Source organism: Streptomyces sp. NRRL S-37 (genome assembly GCF_000721605.1).
In the GTDB taxonomy this organism is placed as follows: domain Bacteria; phylum Actinomycetota; class Actinomycetes; order Streptomycetales; family Streptomycetaceae; genus Streptomyces.
Window position 1 is genome coordinate 85,050 of the sequence record NZ_JOIZ01000018.1, and the last position, 20,381, is coordinate 105,430.

Sequence of the window (20,381 nt, forward strand, 5' to 3'; positions counted from 1 at the left end):
GACAGGGGTCCGGAAGAATCGGTCCGGAGCGAGCCCGCCGATGTGATTGGCATGCTCCTGATAAGTCGCGCCGGGCTCCACGACCACCTTCGGCTCCACGGTCACCGGCGGCTCCTCGACGCCGCCGGCCGCGCTCACCCGTGGCCGTCCGTGAGACGCCACCGCCCGGTCTCCGCGTCCCGGGACGCGGAGACCGGGCGGTACGGGGGCACCCCGGTCAGGCGATGGACGCCGAAATGACGGCGGAGACCGCGAGGTTGCAGGACGCCGTCACCCAGACCGCCGGGTGGGGTTCGGGCTCGACCAGCGTGGCACCCAGGCGCCCCGGGGTGATGAGGTCCACCACCAGGAACGCCACGGCCATCATCACCAGCCCCAGCACACCGAACGCCGCGGTCGACGCCAGCCCCTTGCCGAAGTCCTCGTACGTCGTCCAGATCGACGTGAACACGATCCCGCCGATGCCGAGCAGCGCGGAGCTCAGCACCAGCGCGGCGTTGCGGTTGCGCTCCTGCCAGATCTGCCGGCCGAGCTTTCCGGGCGTCAGCACGTCGACCAGGACGATGCCGAGGACCAGCAGGACCAGTCCGAGTGCGCCGTAGGCGGTGGCCCGGCCGAGTCCGTTGACGATGTCGCTCATGGGGTTGCCGGCTCCGTAGGGTGAGTGATCGCGGTCAAGGGCGAGCAAAATGTAGCGCACCCGTTCGGCGCCTTGACCTGCTGCCCCCGTCATCCTCCGGCGCCGATGTCGTCGGCGCGGGCGACGAAGTGCGCGGCGCCGCCGCCGATCCGGTAGAGGAAGGCGCCGCCGTCCCGGTCGGCGGCGTAGAACTGGCCGCCGGGATCGTAGGAGAACCGGCGGGTGATGCCCTGCCAAGGGGCGCGCAGCAGTTCGGAGCGGAGGGCGGAGGGGCCGTCGGCGCCGGCGTCGGCCAGGCCGTGGACGGCGAACCGCACGGCGTCGTAGGCCTCGGCCGCCCAGGGCGCGGGGGAGTCGCCGTGACGTTCGCGGTGGGCGGCGGCGAAGGCCCGCAGGTGCGGGTCCGCGCCGGCGTCGGCGTAGGCGGTGCCCACCATCCAGCCCTCCGCCTCGGCGAGGAAGCGGCCGCCGAGCACCGGTTCCTCCGCGTGACGGTGAGGGACACGTACACGGGCTCCTTGTCCTTCGTCGCCGGCAGCACGAACGCCCGGGTGAGACTGGCCGGCACCCCGTCCGGCAGCGGCTCGCGACGCCACAGGCAGTCGTCGCCGAGCACCGCCCACCGGGACGGATCGCTCTCGTACGGCTCGCCCTTGCGGAAACCGACGCCGAAGTAGTCGGGACGTACGGGGAGTCCGCGCACGAACTCGACCGCCTCGGCCCGGGTGGCGGGTGCCCGGTCCTCCGCCACGGTGTACGGACCGGAGGAGGACGGCCCGGAACCCGGTTCACCCGTCGTGCTTGCGCCTCCCTGTGACGGCTTCCGGGCGCCGGTGTCCCCGTCGGGGCCACCGGTGCACCCCACCAGCATCAGCGTCCCCGCCACCGCGGCCACAACCGGTCTGTGCGCGATCATGTCCCGCCCCCGCTCCCCAACGGCCGGCCCCCACGTGAACAGTGTGGCCCACGGCAGGGCGGCAGGGTAACAACTCGACTGTACGGAAAGGTAGTTGAGTGAATTCGTCGTCAGGGAGTCATATCCGCGCGCATCCGGGGCATCCGGTGTTCCACCGGACGGACCGTGAAGGAGAACCGGCCATGAGCAGCGGCAGCCGCACCCTCACCGCCCTGTACGTCGCCGTCGCCCTCTGGCTCTCCTTCTGCACCGTGCGCACCTGGGGCACCGTCCCCCTGTGGACCACCCTCGCGATGGCGGTCGCCTCCCTCGCCCCCGTGATCGGGATCGTGCGGGAGACGGTCATCGCCGACGAGCGGCGCGCCGTCGCCGTCCTCCGGGAACGGCAGGGGCGCCGGGCCGCGTGGCGCGACGCGGTGGCCGCCGCGGTCGCGCAGGCCGAGGTGGAGGCCGCCTGCTGCGAACGCTGGTGGACGTCGTGCGCGACCGAGCACGACCCCGCCTGCGCGCACCGGACCTCGTGGGGCACGACGGCCTGAACGGGGCACGACGGCCTGAACAGGGCCCGGCGGCGGTCTCCCGCGCGCCTCCGACATCTGGTCTGGACCAGACTCTTGACGCCGCCTTATCTCACTTCTTAAATCAAGTGGTTGTACCTCCACCCCCACAACCACGGTCGGCGCACCCGTACATCCGGGTCGCCGTACGGAAAGGGAGAGCCATGTCCTCTCCGCGCAGACTCCGCAGATGGCTGATCACCGCGATGTCGGCCGCGCTCGTCGCCTCCGGTGCGGCGGGCACCGCGACGGCCGAACCGGCCGATGCCACGGCCGCGGCCGCCGTGACCTTCTCGGACACCTTCGACGGTCCCGCCGGCGCCGCGGTCGACTCCTCGAAGTGGCAGATCGAGACCGGCGACAACGTCAACAACCACGAGCGGCAGTACTACACGTCCGGCAACAAGAACGCCGCCCTGGACGGCCAGGGCCACCTGGTCATCACCGCCCGCAAGGAGAACCCGGCCAACTACCAGTGCTGGTACGGCACCTGCCAGTACACCTCGGCCCGGCTCAACACCTCCGGCAGGTTCACCGCGCAGTACGGGCACGTCGAGGCGCGGATGAAGGTGCCGCGCGGGCAGGGCATGTGGCCCGCGTTCTGGATGCTGGGCACGCCGGTCAACTGGCCGGACTCGGGCGAGATCGACATCATGGAGAACGTCGGCTTCGAACCCTCCACGATCCACGGCACGATCCACGGCCCCGGCTACTCCGGCTCCGGCGGCATCGGCGCCGGCTACACCCTGCCGGGCGGCCAGGCCTTCGCGGACGCCTTCCACACCTTCGCCGTCGACTGGGCACCGGACTCGATCACCTGGTCCGTGGACGGCAACGTCTACCAGCGGCGCACCCCCGCCGACCTCGGCGGGAAGCAGTGGGTGTTCAACAAGCCGTACTTCCTGATCCTCAACCTGGCGGTGGGCGGCTACTGGCCCGGCGACCCGGACGGCTCCACCGCCTTCCCGCAGCAACTCGTCGTGGACCACGTGTCGGTGACGACCGGCGACTCGTCCACCGGCGGCGCGATCCGCGGTCTGGCCGGCAAGTGCGTCGACGTCGCCGGGGCGAACACCGCCAACGGCACCCCCGTACAGCTCTACGACTGCAACGGCACCTCCGCCCAGAACTGGACCGTGGGCTCCGACGGCACCATCCGCGCCCTCGGCAAGTGCCTGGACGTCGCCTCGGGCGGCACGGCCGACGGTACGCCCGTCCAGCTGTGGGACTGCAACGGCACCGCCGCCCAGAAATGGGTCGTCACCGCCGCCCGCGACATCGTCAACCCGCAGGCCGACAAGTGCCTGGACGTGACCGGCAACAACTCCGCCAACGCCACCCGGCTGCAGATCTGGACCTGCACCGGCGCGGCCAACCAGAAGTGGACCGTCGGCTGAACCGACGGTGCCGGACACACCGCTGCCCCGGACCGGCCGGTCCGGGGCAGCGGTGTGTCTCAGCCGGTCACCGCCGGGTTCCGGCGGACGTGAACCACGGGTAGCCGGGGACGCCGGGGCCCCAGTCGCCGGGTCGGCCGCCCGCGTCCTTGGTCACGAAGACGCTCGGCTCGGACGCGGTCACGCCGCCGCCCGCCGAACGCGCCGTGACGAACCACGCGTGGGCCGTGCCCGGCTTGAGGTTCCTCCAGGTCACCGAGGCGGTCCCACCGGAGCCGGCCCTGTCCCGGCCGATGACGCGCACCGGGTCGTACAGCGCCAGCGAGTCCGTCCTGAACGACGTGGTGCGGGTGTCGAGGTCCACCGGCAGCACCATGTTGTCCTCGGTGCCGTCGTAGCGGTGGTCCGCGTCGTACTCGGTGGCGCCGAACTCGTCGAGCAGCGGCGAGTAGGTGTCCACCGTCAGCTCGGACCGGTCGACGTCGAACTGCAGCATCCGGAAGAAGCTCGAACCGAACCGGAGCTGGTCGTCGGGCTGGTAGCCGCCCACTTCGGTCAGTCCGAGCCGGTCGGCGGACACGGTGTAGAACTGGTAGTCCGCGAGGAGTTCGACGACCCCGTGGGACACCTCGCCCACCTTGGGCTTCACGTTGGTGCCGACACCGTGTTCGTGACCGGCGAGGATCAGGAACACGTTCGGGTTGTCCTGCACCACCGTCTTGTACAGCATCGCTCCGTCGGGCGCGGAGAACCGGGCGCCGCGTCCGTCCGGGCTGTCGCTCGGCGCGAGGTAGTCGTGCGAGAGCAGGATGCCGTTGCGGTCGGGGTAGCGGGCGAAGACGGAGGCGGCCCACGCGGCCTCCTCCTTCGTCACCCCGTACGACAGGCCCACGACGACGAAGTCGACACCGCCGGCGGAGAACAGGTCGTAGTGGTTCTGGTTGTCGCCCGGCTTCCAGGGGCCGCCGTACTCGGCGTGCCGCCAGCCGTCGGACAGCGCCTGGTAGCGGTCCGGTCCGTAGTACCGGTTGTAGAGGGCGTCCGGCCCGTTCTCGGTGCCCGACTGGTTGTCGTGGTTGCCCGCGATCACACCGTTCGGGACGCCGGCGTCGTCGAGGATCCGCTGCTGCCGGGAGGACACCTCCATCTCGCCCACGACCTGCCGCTGGGTGGCCTCGTCGGCGGGCTTGCGGATGTTGTTCTCGATGATGTCGCCGGTGTGGGCCACGTACGCGATCTTCCGCTCGTCCTTGTGGGCGGCGATCCAGCGCGTGACGTCCCCGTACGCCTTCTCCCACACCGCGCGTTCCGCGGCCGTCTCCTGCTCCACCGCGCCCTCGGAGAGGTACTGCGTGTCGGTGAAGTGGACGATCGAGAAGTCGTAGGAGTCCGGGTCGGCGAACCGGTCCGGGTCACCGGCCTCGATGTCGTCGGCGAACGGGTCCTCCCCGGTCACCATGACATGCACCCGCTGCCGGTCGACGTACGCGCGGTCGACGACCGCCGTGAGCACGGTGTTCCCGTCGGCGGCGCCCCGGGCGCTCGTCAGCACGTCCCAGCGCTTCGCCGCGGTGTTCCACACGCGCAGCGCGGCGAGCCGTTCGGGGTCGATGACACCCTCCCAGCGCAGCACCGGCGCGTCGGTACGGCCCTTCACCGGGACGTCGAAGCGCTGGTAGGTGACCTCCTGGGCGGCGGGCGCGTCGAGGATCCTGCCGTCGGCGGGCGCGAGGCCGGTGGCCTTCACCCGGCGCTCGCCCGGCACCCGCAGCGTCGTGGGGACGGCGTCCGCGGTCCCCTGGTACACCTGCCGCGGCGTGAGGATCTCGGCCTCGGAGAACGTGGCGCTCACCGTGCCCCCGTCGGGCTCGGCCACCTCGGCCGACAGCCGGACGCTGCGGCCCGCGTCGGTCGTGCCGGCCTTCGGGGTGAGGCCCTTGGGCGTGTCCGGGATGCCGGCGGAGGTGAACCTCACCTCGCGGGTGCCGGTGTTGCCGAGGCCGTCGGTGCCGGACACCGACAGGGTGTGGGCGCCGGCGGACAGTCCGGGACCGATGGCCGTGCCGGGTTCGACCGGCTTGCCGTCGAGCTTCACCGACGGTCCTTCGACCACGCCGGACGCGTCCTCCAGCCGTACGTCGAGCACGACCGACGCGGTGATCCGCTGCCCGGCGGCCGGGACACTGGTGGTGACCTCGGGCGCCGAGTTGTCGGTGACCAGCGTGCGCGTGGCCTTCTTCCCGGACCGGGAGACCGCGGCCAGGGTGTGCGCGCCGTCGTCGATCCGCCGGGTGTCGAGGTCGGCGCGCAGCCCCTGGGCCGGGCCCTCGACGAAGAACTCGAGGTCGATCTCGGTCAGCGGGTTGACGTTGTCCCCGCAGTTCCCGTCCCCCAGACTGTACGAGCCCTTGAGCATCCGTCCGGCGGCGGTGCCGCTCGCCGGGGTGAGGGTGATGCCGGAGACGGCGAAGTCGTCACGGTTGTCCCCGCACGAGGCGGGGAACGTGCCGGCGACGAAGTCGACGGTGTTCCAGCCGGGTTCGAGCCACTCGTTGGGGAAGGCCAGGTCGACGTGGCGTCCGGCGAAGTCGCTCTCCAGCACCTGCTTGCGGCCGTTCACCAGGACGTGGTTGCCGTAGCGGGCCTCGATCGAGTTGCCGCCCACGGTGAAGCCGAGGGTGGCGGTTCCGGTGCCGAGGGTGTCGCTGACGTGCACGGCCGGGGCGTCGATCGAGTAGTGCAGCTCGGCCTCCCGCAGCCGGGTGTCACCGCTGCCGCAGGAACCGTCGCCCAGGGCGTAGGAGTCCGCGATGTCCCGGCCCGTGACGGTGCCGCCGTCCAGGGCGAGTCCGAGGCGCGCGATGTCGAAGTCGTCGCGGTTGTCGCCGCAGCTCTCCCGGTACGCGCTGGTGACGACCTTGATGACGTTGTCCCCGGGCATCAGATGACGGGCCGGGATCGCGATCTCCACCCGCTGGCTCACCCAGGTGCCGCCCAGGTCGATCCGCTTGCCGTTGACCAACAGGTGGTTGTCGTACTTATCGTCGATCGAGTTCGACCCGACGTCGAAGGAGAAGACGGCCGCGCCGCTGCCCAGGTGCGCCTCGGTGACGGGCGCCGCACCGTCCACGGTCAGCGACTTGACGCCGCCGTCGGTTCCGGCGGGAAGGCTCGCGGACACCGTCCGCGGGCCGGCCACCAGCGTGCCGTCCTCGGGCAGCAGCCGGGGCGCGCCGGCGGGCGCGTTGTTGACGGTCACGTCGTTCTCGACCGTCTTGCCCGACGCGGTGGTCGCGCTGAGGACGTGGGCGCCGTTGCGGAGCCTCGTGGTGTCCAGGTCGGCGCGCAGCCCGGTGGTGCCCCGCGGGTCGGACAGGGCGAAGAAGGTGAGGGTCGCCTTCGTCCGCAGGCTGGTGTTGGTGCCGCAGCTGCCGTCGCCGAAGGAGTAGGTGTACTCGTTCTCCTCGCCGTCGGCCCGCTCGCCGAGCAGCTCCAGGGCGATGTCCGAGAGCACGAAGTCGTCGTGGTTGGTGCCGCAGGAGCTCTCGACGGTCCCGGCGACGACCTCGATCGTGTTCTCGCCCTTGACCAGGTGCTCGTTGGGTATCTCGATCGTGCCCCGCTCGTTGACGAGGTCGCCGATGTCGGCCCGGTAGTCGCCGTTGACCACGATGTGGTTGTGGTAGCGGGCCTCCGTCGAGTTGGAGCCGACGTCGAAGGTGAGCCGGGACACCCCGACCGTGCGCTCCGCGCCGACCTTCTTCCCGTCGACCGCCAGCCTGGTCACGGAGTCACCGGCCAGTGTCGGTGTGGCCGCGAGGTGTTCGGTGCCCTCCAGATAGGTCCCGTCACGCGGGACCAGGTCCGGCAGGCTCGACTCCGCTTCCGGACCCGTCTGCTCCGCGGGCGGCTTCGGGGCCGCCTGTGCCGCCGTGGTGCCGCTCGCCAGGAGCAGCGCCGCGAGCACCACTCCCATGAGCCGCGCCCCGGATCCGCCGCCCTGCCGTCTTCGCCGCTGTCCTGTCCGCATCAGCAGCCGCCCTCCCTGTTCGCCGCACGATGAAGGGCACACCGGCTGATGCGGGCATGCCCATGGCGCATCCTGGGCGGCGCGGATGAACGCGGGGGGAGCGGCCGTGAACGATCAGCGGAAGGAGGTACGCGACCCGGTCGGCTTCCGGGGTTGCTTTGCTTTTCTTTTGCCGTCCGGGAACATGGTCGCGGCCGCGTCCGTTTGACCGGACGGACCGTGACAGCGACAGAAGAGGTGGCACCAAGTGGCGATGTTCGACCGGCTCAAGGAACAGGCCAGGGCCCTCCAGCAGTCCCAGGGCGCACGGACGGGGAGCGGACAGCAGCACGGGCACGGCTCCTCCTCGGGCGGTGGCTCCAAGGCCCAGCTGATGGGGCTGTTCAAGTCCCAGCTCGCGTCGGCCAAGGCGGAGCTCAAGAGCGGCGCCTACCGGGACGCCAGCATGGCGATGTGCGCGCTGGTCGCCGCGGCCGACGGACGCGTCGACCCGGCCGAGCGGCAGCGCGTGGAGGAACTGATCGTCTCCAACGAGGTGTTGCAGAACTTCCCCGCGGACCAGCTCCGCAAGCGGTTCAACGAGCACGTGGACCGGCTCACGGCCGACTTCGAGCTGGGCAAGGCCCGGGCGCTGGAGGACATCGCCAAGGCGGCGAAGAAGCCGGCCGAGGCCCGGGCCGTCGTCCAGACCGGCATGGTCGTCGCCGGGGCCGACGGCAGCTTCGAGCCGGCCGAGCAGTACGCCGTACGCGACGCCTGCTCGGCTCTCGGCCTGTCACCCGCGGAGTTCGGTATCTGACGGCGGCTCGGACAGTCCGGCGCCCGGCGCCGGGGCGACGGTGTGACCGAGCAGGTGCAGCGGTGCCGCCGTGACCCCGGCCTCCTCCATGGCGTCCCAGTGGGCCCGTGCCACCGCCGCGTCCACCAAGCCGTGCACCAGCGGCAGCCGGTCGTCCGAGGCGCGCAGCAGGGACTCGGTGCGGCAGGAGGCCAGGGTTCCCTCGATCCAGGGCTGGGCGAGGTAGCCGGCCGCCGCCGCGGCCGGGAGGTCGTCGGCGACCTCCCGGCCGGTGCTGCCGACGTGCAGCAGCCCGCCGCCCACGACCAGGACGTCGCCCCGTTCCCGCATCCGGGCCAGGGCCCGTCCGGTGTCGAAGCAGTGCGGGAAGGAGTCGTCGACCACGACGGCACCGGGCCGCAGCCGGTCGACGTCGAGTACCGCCGTCGCCCCGCTCACCGCCGTCACCAGCAGATCCGCGGCGTGCACGGCGTCCGGCAGCATCCGCTGCGCCTCGACGGCCTCCACCTCGCCGGCCAGCCCGCGCTCCCGCAGCCGGCGGCCGAGCTCCCGCAGCCGGGGCCCGCTGCCGCGCACGTCGCACAGCAGCAGACGCCGGGGCGGGCGGGCGGCCAGTGACAGCAGCAGTTCGAGCGAGGACGCGCCGATCGAACCCAGTCCGGCGAACGCCACCTCCAGGTCCGCGAGGTCCCGGCCGGTCGCGTCCAGCGCCGCGTGCACCGCCTTGACCACCGACACCACCGTTGCCGCGTGCCCCGTCGTCACTGCCGCCGGGTACTGCCGGTGCCGCAGCACGTCGAAGCCGTACCCGGTCAGCGACGGGATCATCCCGGCGAGGGACACACAGCGTGCGCCGAGGGAGGCGGCCAGCGACACCGCGCGAGCGGTGTGGTCCACCAGAGAGGCCCCCCGCCCGAGTTCGTCGGCGAACAGCGGCACGCACACGAAACCCGACCGGCCCAGCGGCGTGCGCACCGTCTCCAGCAGCCTCGGCCCGCCGTCGGGGAACAGCAGGGCGCGCATCTCGGCCCGGGGCAGCGCCGCCTCGGGCAGGCCGGCCAGCCGGGCGAGGTGCTCCGGCGCCGGCAGATAGCCGACGAGAGCCGCGTCCATCGTCCCCCGCCGCTTCCCCGGCGGGGGCACCACGACCCGGCGGTTCCCGGCCGCCCGCACCAGACGGCCGCGCACCGAGCGGACGAAGCCGTCGAGCGCGTCCGGCGAGAACGCGGCGGCGCTGCCCCGTACCGTGACCCGCAGCCCGTCACCGTCCGGCCGTACCGCCATGAACAGGTCCGTCGCCGACGACGGCGGCAGGAACATGCTGTCCGCCGCCTCCCACTCCACCCGCAGCACACCGTCGCCCCGCGGGGCCAGCGCGGCGAAGTCGAGGTGGGTGAAGAAGAACTGCGACGTCACGGGCAGACCGTCGGCGTGCCGGGGAACGACGTCCTCGTGGGCGCGCGCCTCCTCCGCCTCCGCCACGATCCGGCGCAGCGCGTCACCGAACTCCCCTTCCGTCAGGGGAGCGTCGGCCGCGCCGGCCGGCCGCACGGGTACGGCGCCGGCGAACGGCCCGAAGATCCGGTGCGCGTCGGGCAGCGCACCGTCCCGGCCGCTGACCGCCAGGCCCACGATCAGGTCCGGCCGGCCCGTCACCGCCGTCAGCTCCTGGTAGTAGGCGGTCAGCAGCGGGGCGTACAGCGTGGTCCGCGCGGCCGAGGCGACCTTGCGCAGGGCGGCCGTCAGTGTCGCGTCGAGCGTGAACCCGGCCGACTCGAAACGCCGGCCGCCGCCCACGGCGGCGGTGCGCAGCACCGGCGGCCGGTACGGGGCGTTCAGCCGGCCGGCCCGGGCCCGGCGTTCCGCCGTGGCCGGTGCGCCGGCGCCGGACCCGGCCGCCGCCAGGACGTGGTCGCGGAAGCCGGCCCGCGGCGCGGACGGTCCGGGCACGGCACCTCCCGCCAACCGGTCGTACACCTCGGTGAGTTCCCGTATCAGCAGGGCCGAGCTGTAGCCGTCGCCGATGACATGGTGCGCGTGCACCAGCAGGACGTGTTCCCGCGGCTCCAGGGTGAGCACCCGCAGGCGTATCAACGGCCACGCCCAGGGTTCCAGGCGTCGCTCCGCCTCGGTCGCGGCCCGCTCGTCCACCTCGGCGGGCCCGGCGACTGTCTCGAAGTCGACCGGCAGCCGCAGCGACCGGGGCAGCTCCTGCTGCACGGGAGGCCGGGCACCGGCGGGAAAGACGGTGCGCAGCATGCCGTGGCGCTCCACCAGCACGTCCACCGCCCGCTGGAAGAGGTCCGGATCCAGCGGCCCGGACAGCCGGAGCCGCGCCAGCCACGTTCCGCCGCCCGGCGAGAGCGCCTCGGCGAGGAGGAACCCGCGCTGACCGGGAGTGACCGGGAACGGGCCGGGGTCCTGGTCACCGGCCGGGACGGGCGCGGCGTCCGCGGCCCCGGAGTCCCCTCCGGCGGCGGAGTTCACGGCCCCGGAGTTCCCTCCGGCGGCGGAGTTCACGGCCCCGGAGTTCCCTTCCGCAGCGGAGTTCGCAACCTCGGAGGTCCCTCCCGCGGCGGCGTCCACGGCCTCCGCCAGGGCGGCGAGGGTGCGGTGACGGTAGATCACGGTCGGCCGGGGCAGCGGCCCCGCCCGCTCCGCGAGCCGCGCGAACACCTGCAGGACGAGCAGCGAATCACCGCCCCGTTCGAAGAAGTCGTCCTCCCGGCACACGGCACTCACCCGCAGCACCTCGCACCAGATCGCCGCCAGCCGCCGCTCGGTCGCGGTGGCCGGGGGAGTCCTCCCGTCACCGGACGACACGTCCGGACCGGGGTCCGCCGCCGGCAGCGCCGACCGGTCCACCTTGCCGGTTCCGGTCAGCGGCAGCGCGTCGACGCACGTGATCCGCGCCGGGACCATGTACGAGGGCAGCAGCCCGGCAACATGCCGGCGCACCTCACCGGCGACCGGCGGTTCGGCCCCCGTCCGGGGGGTGACGAAGGCGAGCAGCCGCCCCTCGTGCGCGAGCACCACGGCCCGCCCGACACCGGGGCAGGTCTGCAGTGCCGCCTCCACCTCGCCCGGCTCCACCCGGTTCCCGCGGATCTTCACCTGGTCGTCGAGCCGCCCCAGGAACTCCAGGACGCCGTCCGCCGACCGGCGCACCCGGTCCCCGCTGCGGTACCAGCGCCGCCCCCCGCGCATCGTGAACGCCCGCGCGGTCAGCTCCGGTTCGCCCAGATAACCGGAGGTCAGACCGGTGCCCGCGATGAGCAGCTCCCCGGCCTCACCCGGCCCGCACACGGCACCGCCGTCGTCGACCACCTCCAGCAGGGCACCGGCCGCGGGCCGCCCGATCGGCAGCCGCCGTACCCCGTCGTCCGGGCGTGCCTCGATGATGTGGCAGGTGGCGTTGACGGTCGCCTCGGTCGGCCCGTACAGGTTCGCGATGCGCGTGCCGCCGCCGAACAGGTCGAACCAGCGCCGCACGTGCTCCACGGGCAGCGCCTCACCGCCGACGTGCACCCAGCGCAGCGCCGACAGGTCCACCGGCGCCGCGCCCCGCGCCGCCCGTGCCTCGGCGGCGGACAGCAGCTGCTCCCACAGCGTCGGAACGGAACTCCACACGGTCACCCGCGCCCGCTCCACGTGCGCCAGCAGCAGCTCGGGGTCGCGCAGCAGGTGCCGGGGCACGGTCACCACGGTGCCGCCCACCATCAGCGGCGCGAGCAACTGGCGCACCGAGGCGTCGAAACACGGCGACGCGGTCTGCGCGAGACGGTCGTCGGGGCCGTAGCCGAAGGTGCCGACGGCCCAGTCGAGGTAGTTCTCCATCGCCCGGTGGGTGACCGGCACCCCCTTCGGGCGCCCCGTCGACCCGGAGGTGAAGATGACGTACGCGACCGCCCCGGGATCCGGCGTGACGGCGACCGGACGGCCGTCGTCGGCGGGCGGGGCGTCGGCGGGCGGGGGGTCGACCGCCACCGTCCGTACGCCGGTCAGGGCCCGGGCGAGGCCCAGGGTGGGGGAGTGGCACACCACCATGGAGGCGCCCGTACGGGTCAGCTGACCGGCCAGCCGCGTCCGGGGGTGCTCCGGATCCAGCGGGACCCAGCCGGCCCCGGCCCGCAGGATGCCCACCACACCCACCACCGTGTCCGCGCCCTGCTCGGTGAGCAGCCCGACCAGGTCGCCGGGACGGACGCCGTCGGCACGCAGCCGTGCCGCGAGAGCGGCGGAGGCGCGGTCGAGTTCCCCGTACGTGAGGGACGCCTCCCCGGCGTCGACGGCGATCGCGCCGGAGTGCGCACGGAACCGGTCGAGCAGCCGGGTGACCAGGGGAACGGGTCCGCCGGGCCGGGGGGACGGCACCGGTGCGGCGGGAGTGCGCGAGGCGGCCGCCAGCTCTTCGCGGAACTCCCGGTCCAGACGGGCCACGGTGGCCCGCTCGAACAGCGGCGCCGGGAAGTTCCACGACACGCGCAGCACCGGACCGTCCGCCCAGCACAGCAAGGACAGCCGGGTCGTCGCCGACCCGGTGCCGGCCGCGGTCGCCCGCACCTCCACCGGGCAGCCGGGAGCCGCCGCGGCCGGGAACCGGGCGAAGCTGAAGCCCGCCGGGCTCACCGTGCGGGGTCCGGCACCGTCGCCGGGCAGCAGGCCGGCCAGGTCCAGGCTGCTCACCCCGGCGTGCCGCTCGCTCTCCAGCCACCGGTGGCGCAGCCGCTCCGCCAGCGCCACGACCGGCTCCCCGTCGTCCACCTCGCACAGCAGCGGCAGGGTGTCGGCGAGCGGACCGACGAGCCGTTCCACTCCGTCGAACCGGTCGTCGCGGCCCGCCCTGGCCACGTTCACGGCGACGTCCCGGCGCCCCGTCCACCGTGCGAGGCAGCGCACGTACGCGGCGAGGAGCAGGTGGAACAGGGACACGCCGTGCGCGGCGGCGAGCCGTTCGAGACCGGCACTCGCCTCCGCGTCGAACGCGCCGTGGTGCTGCACGATCGGGCCGGTCGCGGGAGCGTCGGGATCACCGTCGTAGGGCAGCCGCAGGGGCGCGCCGCGCGCGGCGAGACGCTCCGCCCAGTAGTGCCGGACGGCGTCCGGCACACCGGAGCGCCGCGTGCCCGCCGCGTACCGCGCGAAGTCCGGCGCAGGCGGCACCGGCGGCGGTGCGGGCTCCCCGTGCCACAGCGCGGTGTACGAGGTCCACAGTTCCTCGGCGAGGACGTTGAGGCTGTACCCGTCGGCGGCCGCGTGGTGCACGACCAGCAGGAGGTGTGCGAGTTCCGGCTCCTGGCGGAGCAGTACGGCGCGCACCGGCGGGCCCGCCGTCAGGTCGAAGGGCCGGTTGCACACGGCGGACTCGACGCCGGCCACGTCCTCGGCGGCGCAGTCGAGCACCTCGTACCAGTCCGCCACCGGAACCGGCGCCGCCACCCGCTGCGCCGGCCGTGCGCCCGAGGTGTCCACCCGCAGCCGCAGCATGCCGTGCCGCTCCGCCAGGTGCGCCAGCGCACGGCCGAGGAGGCCGGTGTCGAGCGGGCCGCGGACCGTCAGCCGCAGATGACCGCGGGCCGGGACGTCCGGGTGGAGCAGGCTGCTGGTGTGCAGTGCGAGCTGGACGGGCGTCAGCGCGAAGGGCTCGCCGTCCGGGCGGTCCGGGGCTTGGCCGTCGAGGTGGGCGGCGAGTTCGCGCACCGTCCGGTGCTCGAAGAAGAGCGTGGTGGGCAGGGACCGCCCCAGCTCCCGCTCCAGCCGCTTGACGAGATCGACGGCGCCCAGCGAGTCCAGGCCGAGGGTCAGGAACGGCGTGTCGTCGTCGACCGCCGCCGGCGGGACCTCGAGGGACCGCGCCAGCAGCTCCCGCAGTACGGCGGCCGTACCGGAGGAGGCCGGGGTCCGCCCGCGCGCCCCGTCGGCCGTGGGCGGCGGCACCGGCGCGGCGGAAGGCGCCACGGGCGTCAGATCGGCGAGCACCAACTGCGCCACGTCCGTGCCGCAGGCCGACCGCAGGGCCGCCAGCGCGGGCGCCGTCGCCAGCGGCCGGCCCGCGCCGGCCGCGAGACCGCCGGCGCCCCCGGCGGCGAGGCCCGTCTCGCCGAACGGACCGAGGTTCACCGACAGCCACGGGCGGCCCGCCCGCCGCTCGGCGCCGGCGAAGGAGTCGAGGAAGGCGTTCGCCGCCGCGTACGCGCCCAGGGCGCCGGCCAGGCCGGGCAGCACCGACGACACCGACGAGAACGCGACGCACACCCCGGGGCGCTGACCGTGCCGGTCCAGCGCCTCGGCCAGCAGGACGGTGCCGAGCGTCTTCGCGCCCAGCGCGTCGGCCGTCTCCCGCACGGCCGTGCCGCGCAGACTGCCGGGCCGGGCGACTCCGGCCGCGTGGAAGACGGCGTCCAGCGGGGGCAGCCCGGCGACGAGCCGTTCGACGTCGTCGGGGACGGTGAGGTCGGCCCTGACGTAGCGGGCGTCGGCGCCGAGCGCGGTGAGTTCCTCCAGCAGGCCCCGGGGCGGGCGGGGGGAGCGTCCTGCCAGTACGAGGACGGGGCGGGCCCGGTCCGCGAGGTGCCGGGCCAGTGCGGAGCCGATGCCTCCGGCGCCGCCCGTGATCAGGAACGTGCCGTCGGCGGGCAGCCGGTCCCCGTCGGCCGTTTCCCTCTCGGCGCGTGGCACGACGGCCCGTACCGAGCGCCGCCCGGCCCGCCAGGCGACGGCTCCTTCCGCCTGCGGCGCGGACACCTCGGCGAGCAGGGCCCGCAGGTGCTGCTCCTCGTCGTCGAGGGAGGAGAGGTCGATCCAGTTCGCGATCACCCCCGTGGACTCCTGGGGCACGGCCAGGGCGAGCCCGCCGAGGATCGCCTGGGCGGGGTCCGGGGCCTCCGGGCCGTGGCCCGTGACGTGCGCGTCCCGGGTCACCACCAGCAGGCGGCGGGCGCCGGTGCGGTCGAGCAGCGTGAGGGCTTCCCGTAGTGCCGTGACCGCCTCGTGCTGGTGCTGCTCGAGATCCGTCACCGTGTGCGGCCGGGCCGTTCCGGCGAGGAGGATCACGGTGTCCGGGGCCTCGGCGTCGTCCGCCCCTTGGACGGCGAGCCGGTCCGCCAGCCGGCGTACCGCCGTCGGGTCCGCACCGGTCACCACGACGGCGGGGCGCGTCGGGGCGGGCCGGGGGTGGGGTCGCGCCGCTCGGCGCTCACGAGGTGCCTCCCCCAGTGCCTGAACGGCCTGGGAGGTACCCCCATCGCCCACCCTCCCCCACTCTCGGCTTCGCTCGAGCGGGGGGACCCCCATCGCCCCAGCGGCACGACTGCCCGCAGTTGGCGTGTCCTGCCACACGACGTCATACAACAAGCCCTGCACGGAGGGCCCGGGCCAGTAGGTGTGTCGCCGGTACGGGTACGGCGGGAGCGGGACCCGTCGGCAGCCCTCGTCGAGTGCCGTACGGTCCACCGGTACGCCCCGGGTCCACAGCCGTGCCACGGTCTCCAGCAACTCCCGTGCCCCGCCCGCCGCTCCGACCGCGGACACCACGAGGACATCGCCGTCCGCCGTGACCGTCCGGGTCGGGCCGAGGTCCACGAACGTGTCGTACCCCTCCTCCACCAGACGTGCCACCGCACGGTCGAACCGCACCGGACGCAGGGCGTGTTCGCGCAGGTGGTCCGGGGTCATCGGGGGCTGCCACGCGGCGGTGAGCGTGCTCATCACCGGCGTCGTGGGCGCCGTCGGCGCCAGCCCGCGCGCCGCGTCCGCCAGGGCCTGCGCGACCGGTTCCATCAGCGGGGAGTGGAAGGCGCGCGACACCCGCAACGGACGTACGGCCACGCCCTGTTCGATGAGCCGACGCGACGCCTCGCGGACCGCGCCGGGGACGCCGGAGATCACCAGCCGCCCCGGCCCGTTGTACGCCGCGACCGCCAGCTCACCCCCGGAGGCGTCCACCAGGGCGGCCACCTCCCGCTCCCCGGCGCCCAGTACGGCCGCCATGGCGCCCGGCGCGGTCGACCCGCCCATGAGCCGGCCCCGTTCCGCCGCGAACGTGACCGCCTCGCGCAGGGACAGCATTCCGCCCACGCAGGCGGCCGCGAGTTCGCCGACGCTGTGCCCGACGACCGCGTCGGGCCCTACGCCCCAGGCGGTCAACTGCCGGGCGAGGGCGACCCCGTGCGCCACCAGCAGCGGCTGCGCCACCTCCGTCGCGGCCAGGTCGTCCTCGGTCACGTCCGCGTCGACGCACCAGTCCGTCAACTCCCGCCCGCAGACCCTTCCGACGAGCGCCGACGCCTCGTCGAGCGTGGTGCGGTACACCGGGGCCGTGGCGTACAGCGCCGCGCCCGGACCCGGCCGCAGGCCGCCCTGACCGGGCAGGACGAAGACGGTCCGGGGCCGGTGCGTCACCGTCCCGGTCACCGCGTCCCGACCCGTGGCGAGCCGTTCCGGCAGGTCGCCGTCGGCGACGAGCGCGAACCGGTGGGGCCGCTCGTCGCGCGCCGCGCCGGCCGTCGCGCAGACGTCGGCCTCGTCGAGTTCCGGGTGCGCGCGCAGATGCTCCGCGAGCCGCGCCGTCCACGCCTCCAGCCCTTCCGCGCTGCCCGCCGAAAGGGTCAGCAGACGGGGCCCGTCGGCCGCCCGGCTCTCGGGGCGCGCCGGCGCGGGCGGGGCCTCCTCCAGGACGGCGTGCGCGTTGGTGCCGCCGAAGCCGAAGGCGTTGACGCCCGCCCTGCGCGGCCCGTCCGACACCCAGGCCGTCTCACCGGTGACCAGGGCGAACCCGGACCGTTCCAGCGCGGGCGAGGGCGGGGTGTGGTGCAGCGAGGCGGGCAGCCGGCCGTGGCCGAGGGCCAGGACGACCTTCACCAGCGAGGGCAGCGCGGCCGCGTTCAGCAGATGCCCGATGTTGGTCTTCACCGAGCCGAGCAGCCGGGGCCGGCCGTCCGGGCGGGGCGGGAAGGCATGGGCCAGGGACCGCAGTTCGACCGGGTCGCCGACAGCCGTGCCCGTGCCGTGCGCCTCGACGTAGGTCACCGACGCCGGGTCGACGCCGCAGTCCTCGTACGCCCGGGTGATCACCTCCCGCTGGCGCAGCGGATTGGGCGCCATCAGGCTCAGCGACGCGCCGTCGTTGTTGACGGCGGTGCCGCGGACGACGGCGAGCACCGTGTCACCGTCACGGTGGGCCTCAGCCAGCCGTCGTACGACGAGCGCCGCACCGCCCTCGCCCGGTACGAACCCGTCGGCCGCCGAGCCGAAGGCGCGGCCGCGCCCGGTCGGCGACAGGGCCTGCGCCGCCTCCAGGGAATGGTGCGCGGCCGGGGTCAGGTGCAGGTTGACGCCGCCGACGACCGCGAGGTCGCACTCGCCGTCCGCGAGGCTGCGCCGGGCCAGGTGCAGGGCCACCAGGCCCGAGGAGCAGGCGGTGTCCACGGCCAGCGCCGGGCCGTCCAGGTCGAGGCAGTGCGCCACGCGGGCGGCGACGAGGTTCGGCAGGTTGCCCGTCAGGGCGGCCGCCCCCGGCGGCGCACCGCCGGGGGCGGCCTCGGCGAGGACCTGCCGGTAGCCGCTGTCGCCGACGGCGGCGAAGACGCCGATCCGCAGGCCGCGGCGGCGCGGCCCGGCGTATCCGGCGCGTTCCAGCGCCTCGTGGGCGAGTTCGAGGAAGATCCGGGCCTGCGGGTCGAGCGCGCGCGCCTCCTCGGCGCCGATCCCGAAGTGCCCGGCGTCGAAGGCGGCGGGGTCGTCCAGGAAGGCACCCCACCGCCCCTCCTCCTCCGCCGCCGTCCCAACCGTGCCCCAGCGGCCCGCGGGCACCCCCGTCACGGCGTCGCGGCCGGCGGTGAGCAGCTCCCAGAACTCCTCCGGCGCATCCGCGCCGGGGAACCGGCAGGCCAGCCCCACCACGGCGGTCCCGGAGCCCCGGGACGACGTACCGCCCCCGGTCTCCCGCCGCCCGGACGCCCGTCGCCCCGCCGCGTCCAGGAGGTGGTCGGTGAGGGCGGCCACCGTGTCGTCGCGCATCACGGCCGGCCCGAGCGTCACGTCCAGCGCCCGTTCCAGCTCGGCGAGCGCCTCCATCGCCTTGAGCGAGCCGCCGCCCAGCTCGGCGAACCGGTCCCGGTCCCCGAACGACTGCTCCGGTATCCCCAGCACCTTCGCCCAGACCTCCCGCACCACGCCCCGCACCTGCGCGCGGGAGCGGGGCGCCGGCGCCGGATCCCCGGACGGGCCCGGCGACTCCTGGCCCTCCGGGACCGCCTGGCCCTCCGAAGCCGCCGGGACCGCCGGGACTGCCCCGGAGGCGGCCGTGGGCCGGTACGCCCCCTCCTCGAACCGCGACCGCATCCGCCGCCTCTGCACCTTGCCGCTGGTCGTGCGCGGGAAGGCGGACGGCGGCAGCGCGAACACCCGCACGTCGTCGTGGCCCAGCGCCGCCCGCACCCGCCCCGCCACCCGGTCCAGCACCCCGGCCGCCGAACGCGGCGGCCGGGCCCAGGCCACGAACACCACCACCCGCTCCCCGCCGGTCACCGGGTCGGTCGACCCGACCACCACCGTCGTCCCCGGCGGCACCCCGGGCGTGGCCGCCGCGACCTCCTCCATGTCCGGGGCGTGGAACGTACGGCCGTTGACGAAGAGCACGTCCTTGTGCCGGCCGCTGACGCACAGCCGGCCGTCCCGCAGGAAACCGAGGTCACCGGTGCGCAGCCAGCCGTCGGCGAAGGAGGCCGCCGTCGCCTCCGGCAGACCGTGGTACCCCCGGGCCACCTGCGGACCGCGCACCTCGACGTGCCCCACCCGCCGGTCGCCCAGCGGACGGCCCCGGTCGTCGGTGACGCGCACCGAGCACCCCGGCACCGGCAGCCCCACGTCCATCAACTCCACGGCGTCACCGCCCGGTTCCCGCTCCACCGCCCGCCCGCGGCTGAGCGCGGCACGCTCCAGGGCGACGGGCACGGCCACCTCGCCCGGCGGCGGGAACGTGACGGCCAGGGTCGCCTCGGCCAGCCCGTACACGGGCGTCGCCGCCCGGGGGTCGAGCCCGGACGGCCGGGTCCGGGCGGTGAAGTCCCGCCACACCGCCGGCGAGATCGGCTCGGCGCCCACCAGGATCAGCCGCACCGTGCTCAGATCGAGCCCGGCGAACACCTCCTCGGGGACCCGGCGGACGGTCAGCGCCAGGGCGAAGTTCGCGGCGGACAGCAGGGTGGCCCGGTGCGCGGCGGCCACCTCGAACCACAGCCGGGGGTTCTTCGCGAACGACAGCGGGGCGATCCGCACCTGTCTGGCCCGCGCGGCGAGCGGCGCCAGATGGGTGCCGATGAGCCCCATGTCGTGGAAGTACGGCATCCAGCTCACCACCACGTCCCGGTCGGTGAGCGCGGCGGCCCTGGTCAGCTGGCGCAGGTTGGCCAGCACGGCGGCATGGGTCAGCTCCACGCCCTTGGGCGCCCCGGTGCTGCCGGAGGAGAACTGCAGGAACGCCAGGTCGTCCGGGGCGGCGGTGGCGGGCGACCCGACGGCGCGGGACGTCCGCAACTCCTCCAGCCGCAGGACCCGGGCACCGTCCGGGAGTTCGCCGGCCATGTCCGCGCAGGCCTCGTCCACCGCGACCGGGGGACGCCCGAGGTGCTCCCACACGGGGCGGACCCGCCGCACGTCGGGCGCCAGCGGCACCGGCACCAGACCGGCCGCGAGCGCGCCCCAGAACAGGGGCTGGAAGTCCTCGCCGCGGTCCGCGACCACCGGCACGCAGGTGCCCGGCGCGACTCCCGTGTCACGGTAACCGCCCGCGACCCGCAAGGAGTCCTCCAGCAGCCGCCGGAAGGTGACGGGCGTCTCCGCGCCGTCCCCCCGGACATGGACGATCACCTGGTCGGGGGCACGGCGGGCGGCGTCGAGCAGGACGTCCAGCAGCGTTACTGCGTTCATGGGTCCGTTCGTTCGTGCGGGGGCGGCCGGTCGGAGGCGACGACCGACCCCATTGTCAGTGGCTGCGCCTACGGTTTGATCAGTAGGACCCGGCGGAACGGCCGCGGGTTCCGT

The 20,381-nt window shown here is 74.5% G+C and carries 7 protein-coding genes; 3 read left to right on the top strand and 4 right to left on the bottom strand.

From position 1 onward, the window contains the following. Nucleotides 1-217: 217 nt before the first annotated feature. Together IH50_RS0125580 and IH50_RS41125 are read right to left on the bottom strand one after the other, a co-directional pair. Nucleotides 218-640 carry a DUF350 domain-containing protein gene (locus IH50_RS0125580; protein WP_030866814.1) on the bottom strand — a complete coding sequence of 141 codons (423 nt, stop codon included), beginning with the start codon at nt 638-640 and terminating at the stop codon, nt 218-220. Between the two features lie 89 nt (nt 641-729). Continuing rightward, nucleotides 730-1,116 (bottom strand): ABC transporter substrate-binding protein, encoded by a 387-nt coding sequence (locus IH50_RS41125; RefSeq protein ID WP_030866819.1) that lies wholly within the window; start codon nt 1,114-1,116, stop codon nt 730-732. Nucleotides 1,117-1,738: 622 nt separating this feature from the next. Here IH50_RS41125 and IH50_RS0125595 point away from each other — a divergent pair. Then, on the top strand, nt 1,739-2,095 hold the full coding sequence (locus IH50_RS0125595) for a hypothetical protein (RefSeq protein ID WP_030866824.1): 357 nt from the start codon (nt 1,739-1,741) through the stop codon (nt 2,093-2,095). A gap of 182 nt (nt 2,096-2,277) precedes the next feature. After that, nucleotides 2,278-3,510: a glycoside hydrolase family 16 protein gene (locus tag IH50_RS0125600; protein ID WP_030866825.1), complete on the top strand. Its 1,233-nt coding sequence runs from the start codon at nt 2,278-2,280 to the stop codon at nt 3,508-3,510. 67 nt (nt 3,511-3,577) lie between these two features. On the opposite strand, the gene IH50_RS38890 is transcribed toward IH50_RS0125600, so the two are convergent. Further along, entirely contained in the window at nt 3,578-7,540 is a 3,963-nt protein-coding gene (locus IH50_RS38890) for a metallophosphoesterase (RefSeq protein ID WP_078914096.1), read from the bottom strand. A 247-nt stretch (nt 7,541-7,787) separates the two neighbouring features. Between IH50_RS38890 and IH50_RS0125610 the strand changes: the two genes are divergently transcribed. Further along, complete coding sequence (locus IH50_RS0125610) at nt 7,788-8,339, top strand: tellurite resistance TerB family protein (protein ID WP_030866831.1); 552 nt, start codon at nt 7,788-7,790, stop codon at nt 8,337-8,339. Here the strand turns inward: IH50_RS0125610 and IH50_RS0125615 are convergent. After that, the gene (locus IH50_RS0125615) at nt 8,316-20,267 is read right to left on the bottom strand and encodes a hybrid non-ribosomal peptide synthetase/type I polyketide synthase (RefSeq protein ID WP_030866835.1); all 11,952 of its coding nucleotides are present in this window, start codon (nt 20,265-20,267) and stop codon (nt 8,316-8,318) included. The genes IH50_RS0125610 and IH50_RS0125615 overlap by 24 nt on opposite strands. Nucleotides 20,268-20,381: the final 114 nt, after the last annotated feature.

Coding starts and splice junctions, on each gene's coding strand:
- IH50_RS0125600 (WP_030866825.1), top strand. CDS start 2,278: ATGTCCTCTCCGCGCAGACTCCGCAGATGGCTGATCACCGCGATGTCG.
- IH50_RS38890 (WP_078914096.1), bottom strand. CDS start 7,540: ATGCGGACAGGACAGCGGCGAAGACGGCAGGGCGGCGGATCCGGGGCG.
- IH50_RS0125615 (WP_030866835.1), bottom strand. CDS start 20,267: ATGAACGCAGTAACGCTGCTGGACGTCCTGCTCGACGCCGCCCGCCGT.
- IH50_RS0125580 (WP_030866814.1), bottom strand. CDS start 640: ATGAGCGACATCGTCAACGGACTCGGCCGGGCCACCGCCTACGGCGCA.
- IH50_RS0125595 (WP_030866824.1), top strand. CDS start 1,739: ATGAGCAGCGGCAGCCGCACCCTCACCGCCCTGTACGTCGCCGTCGCC.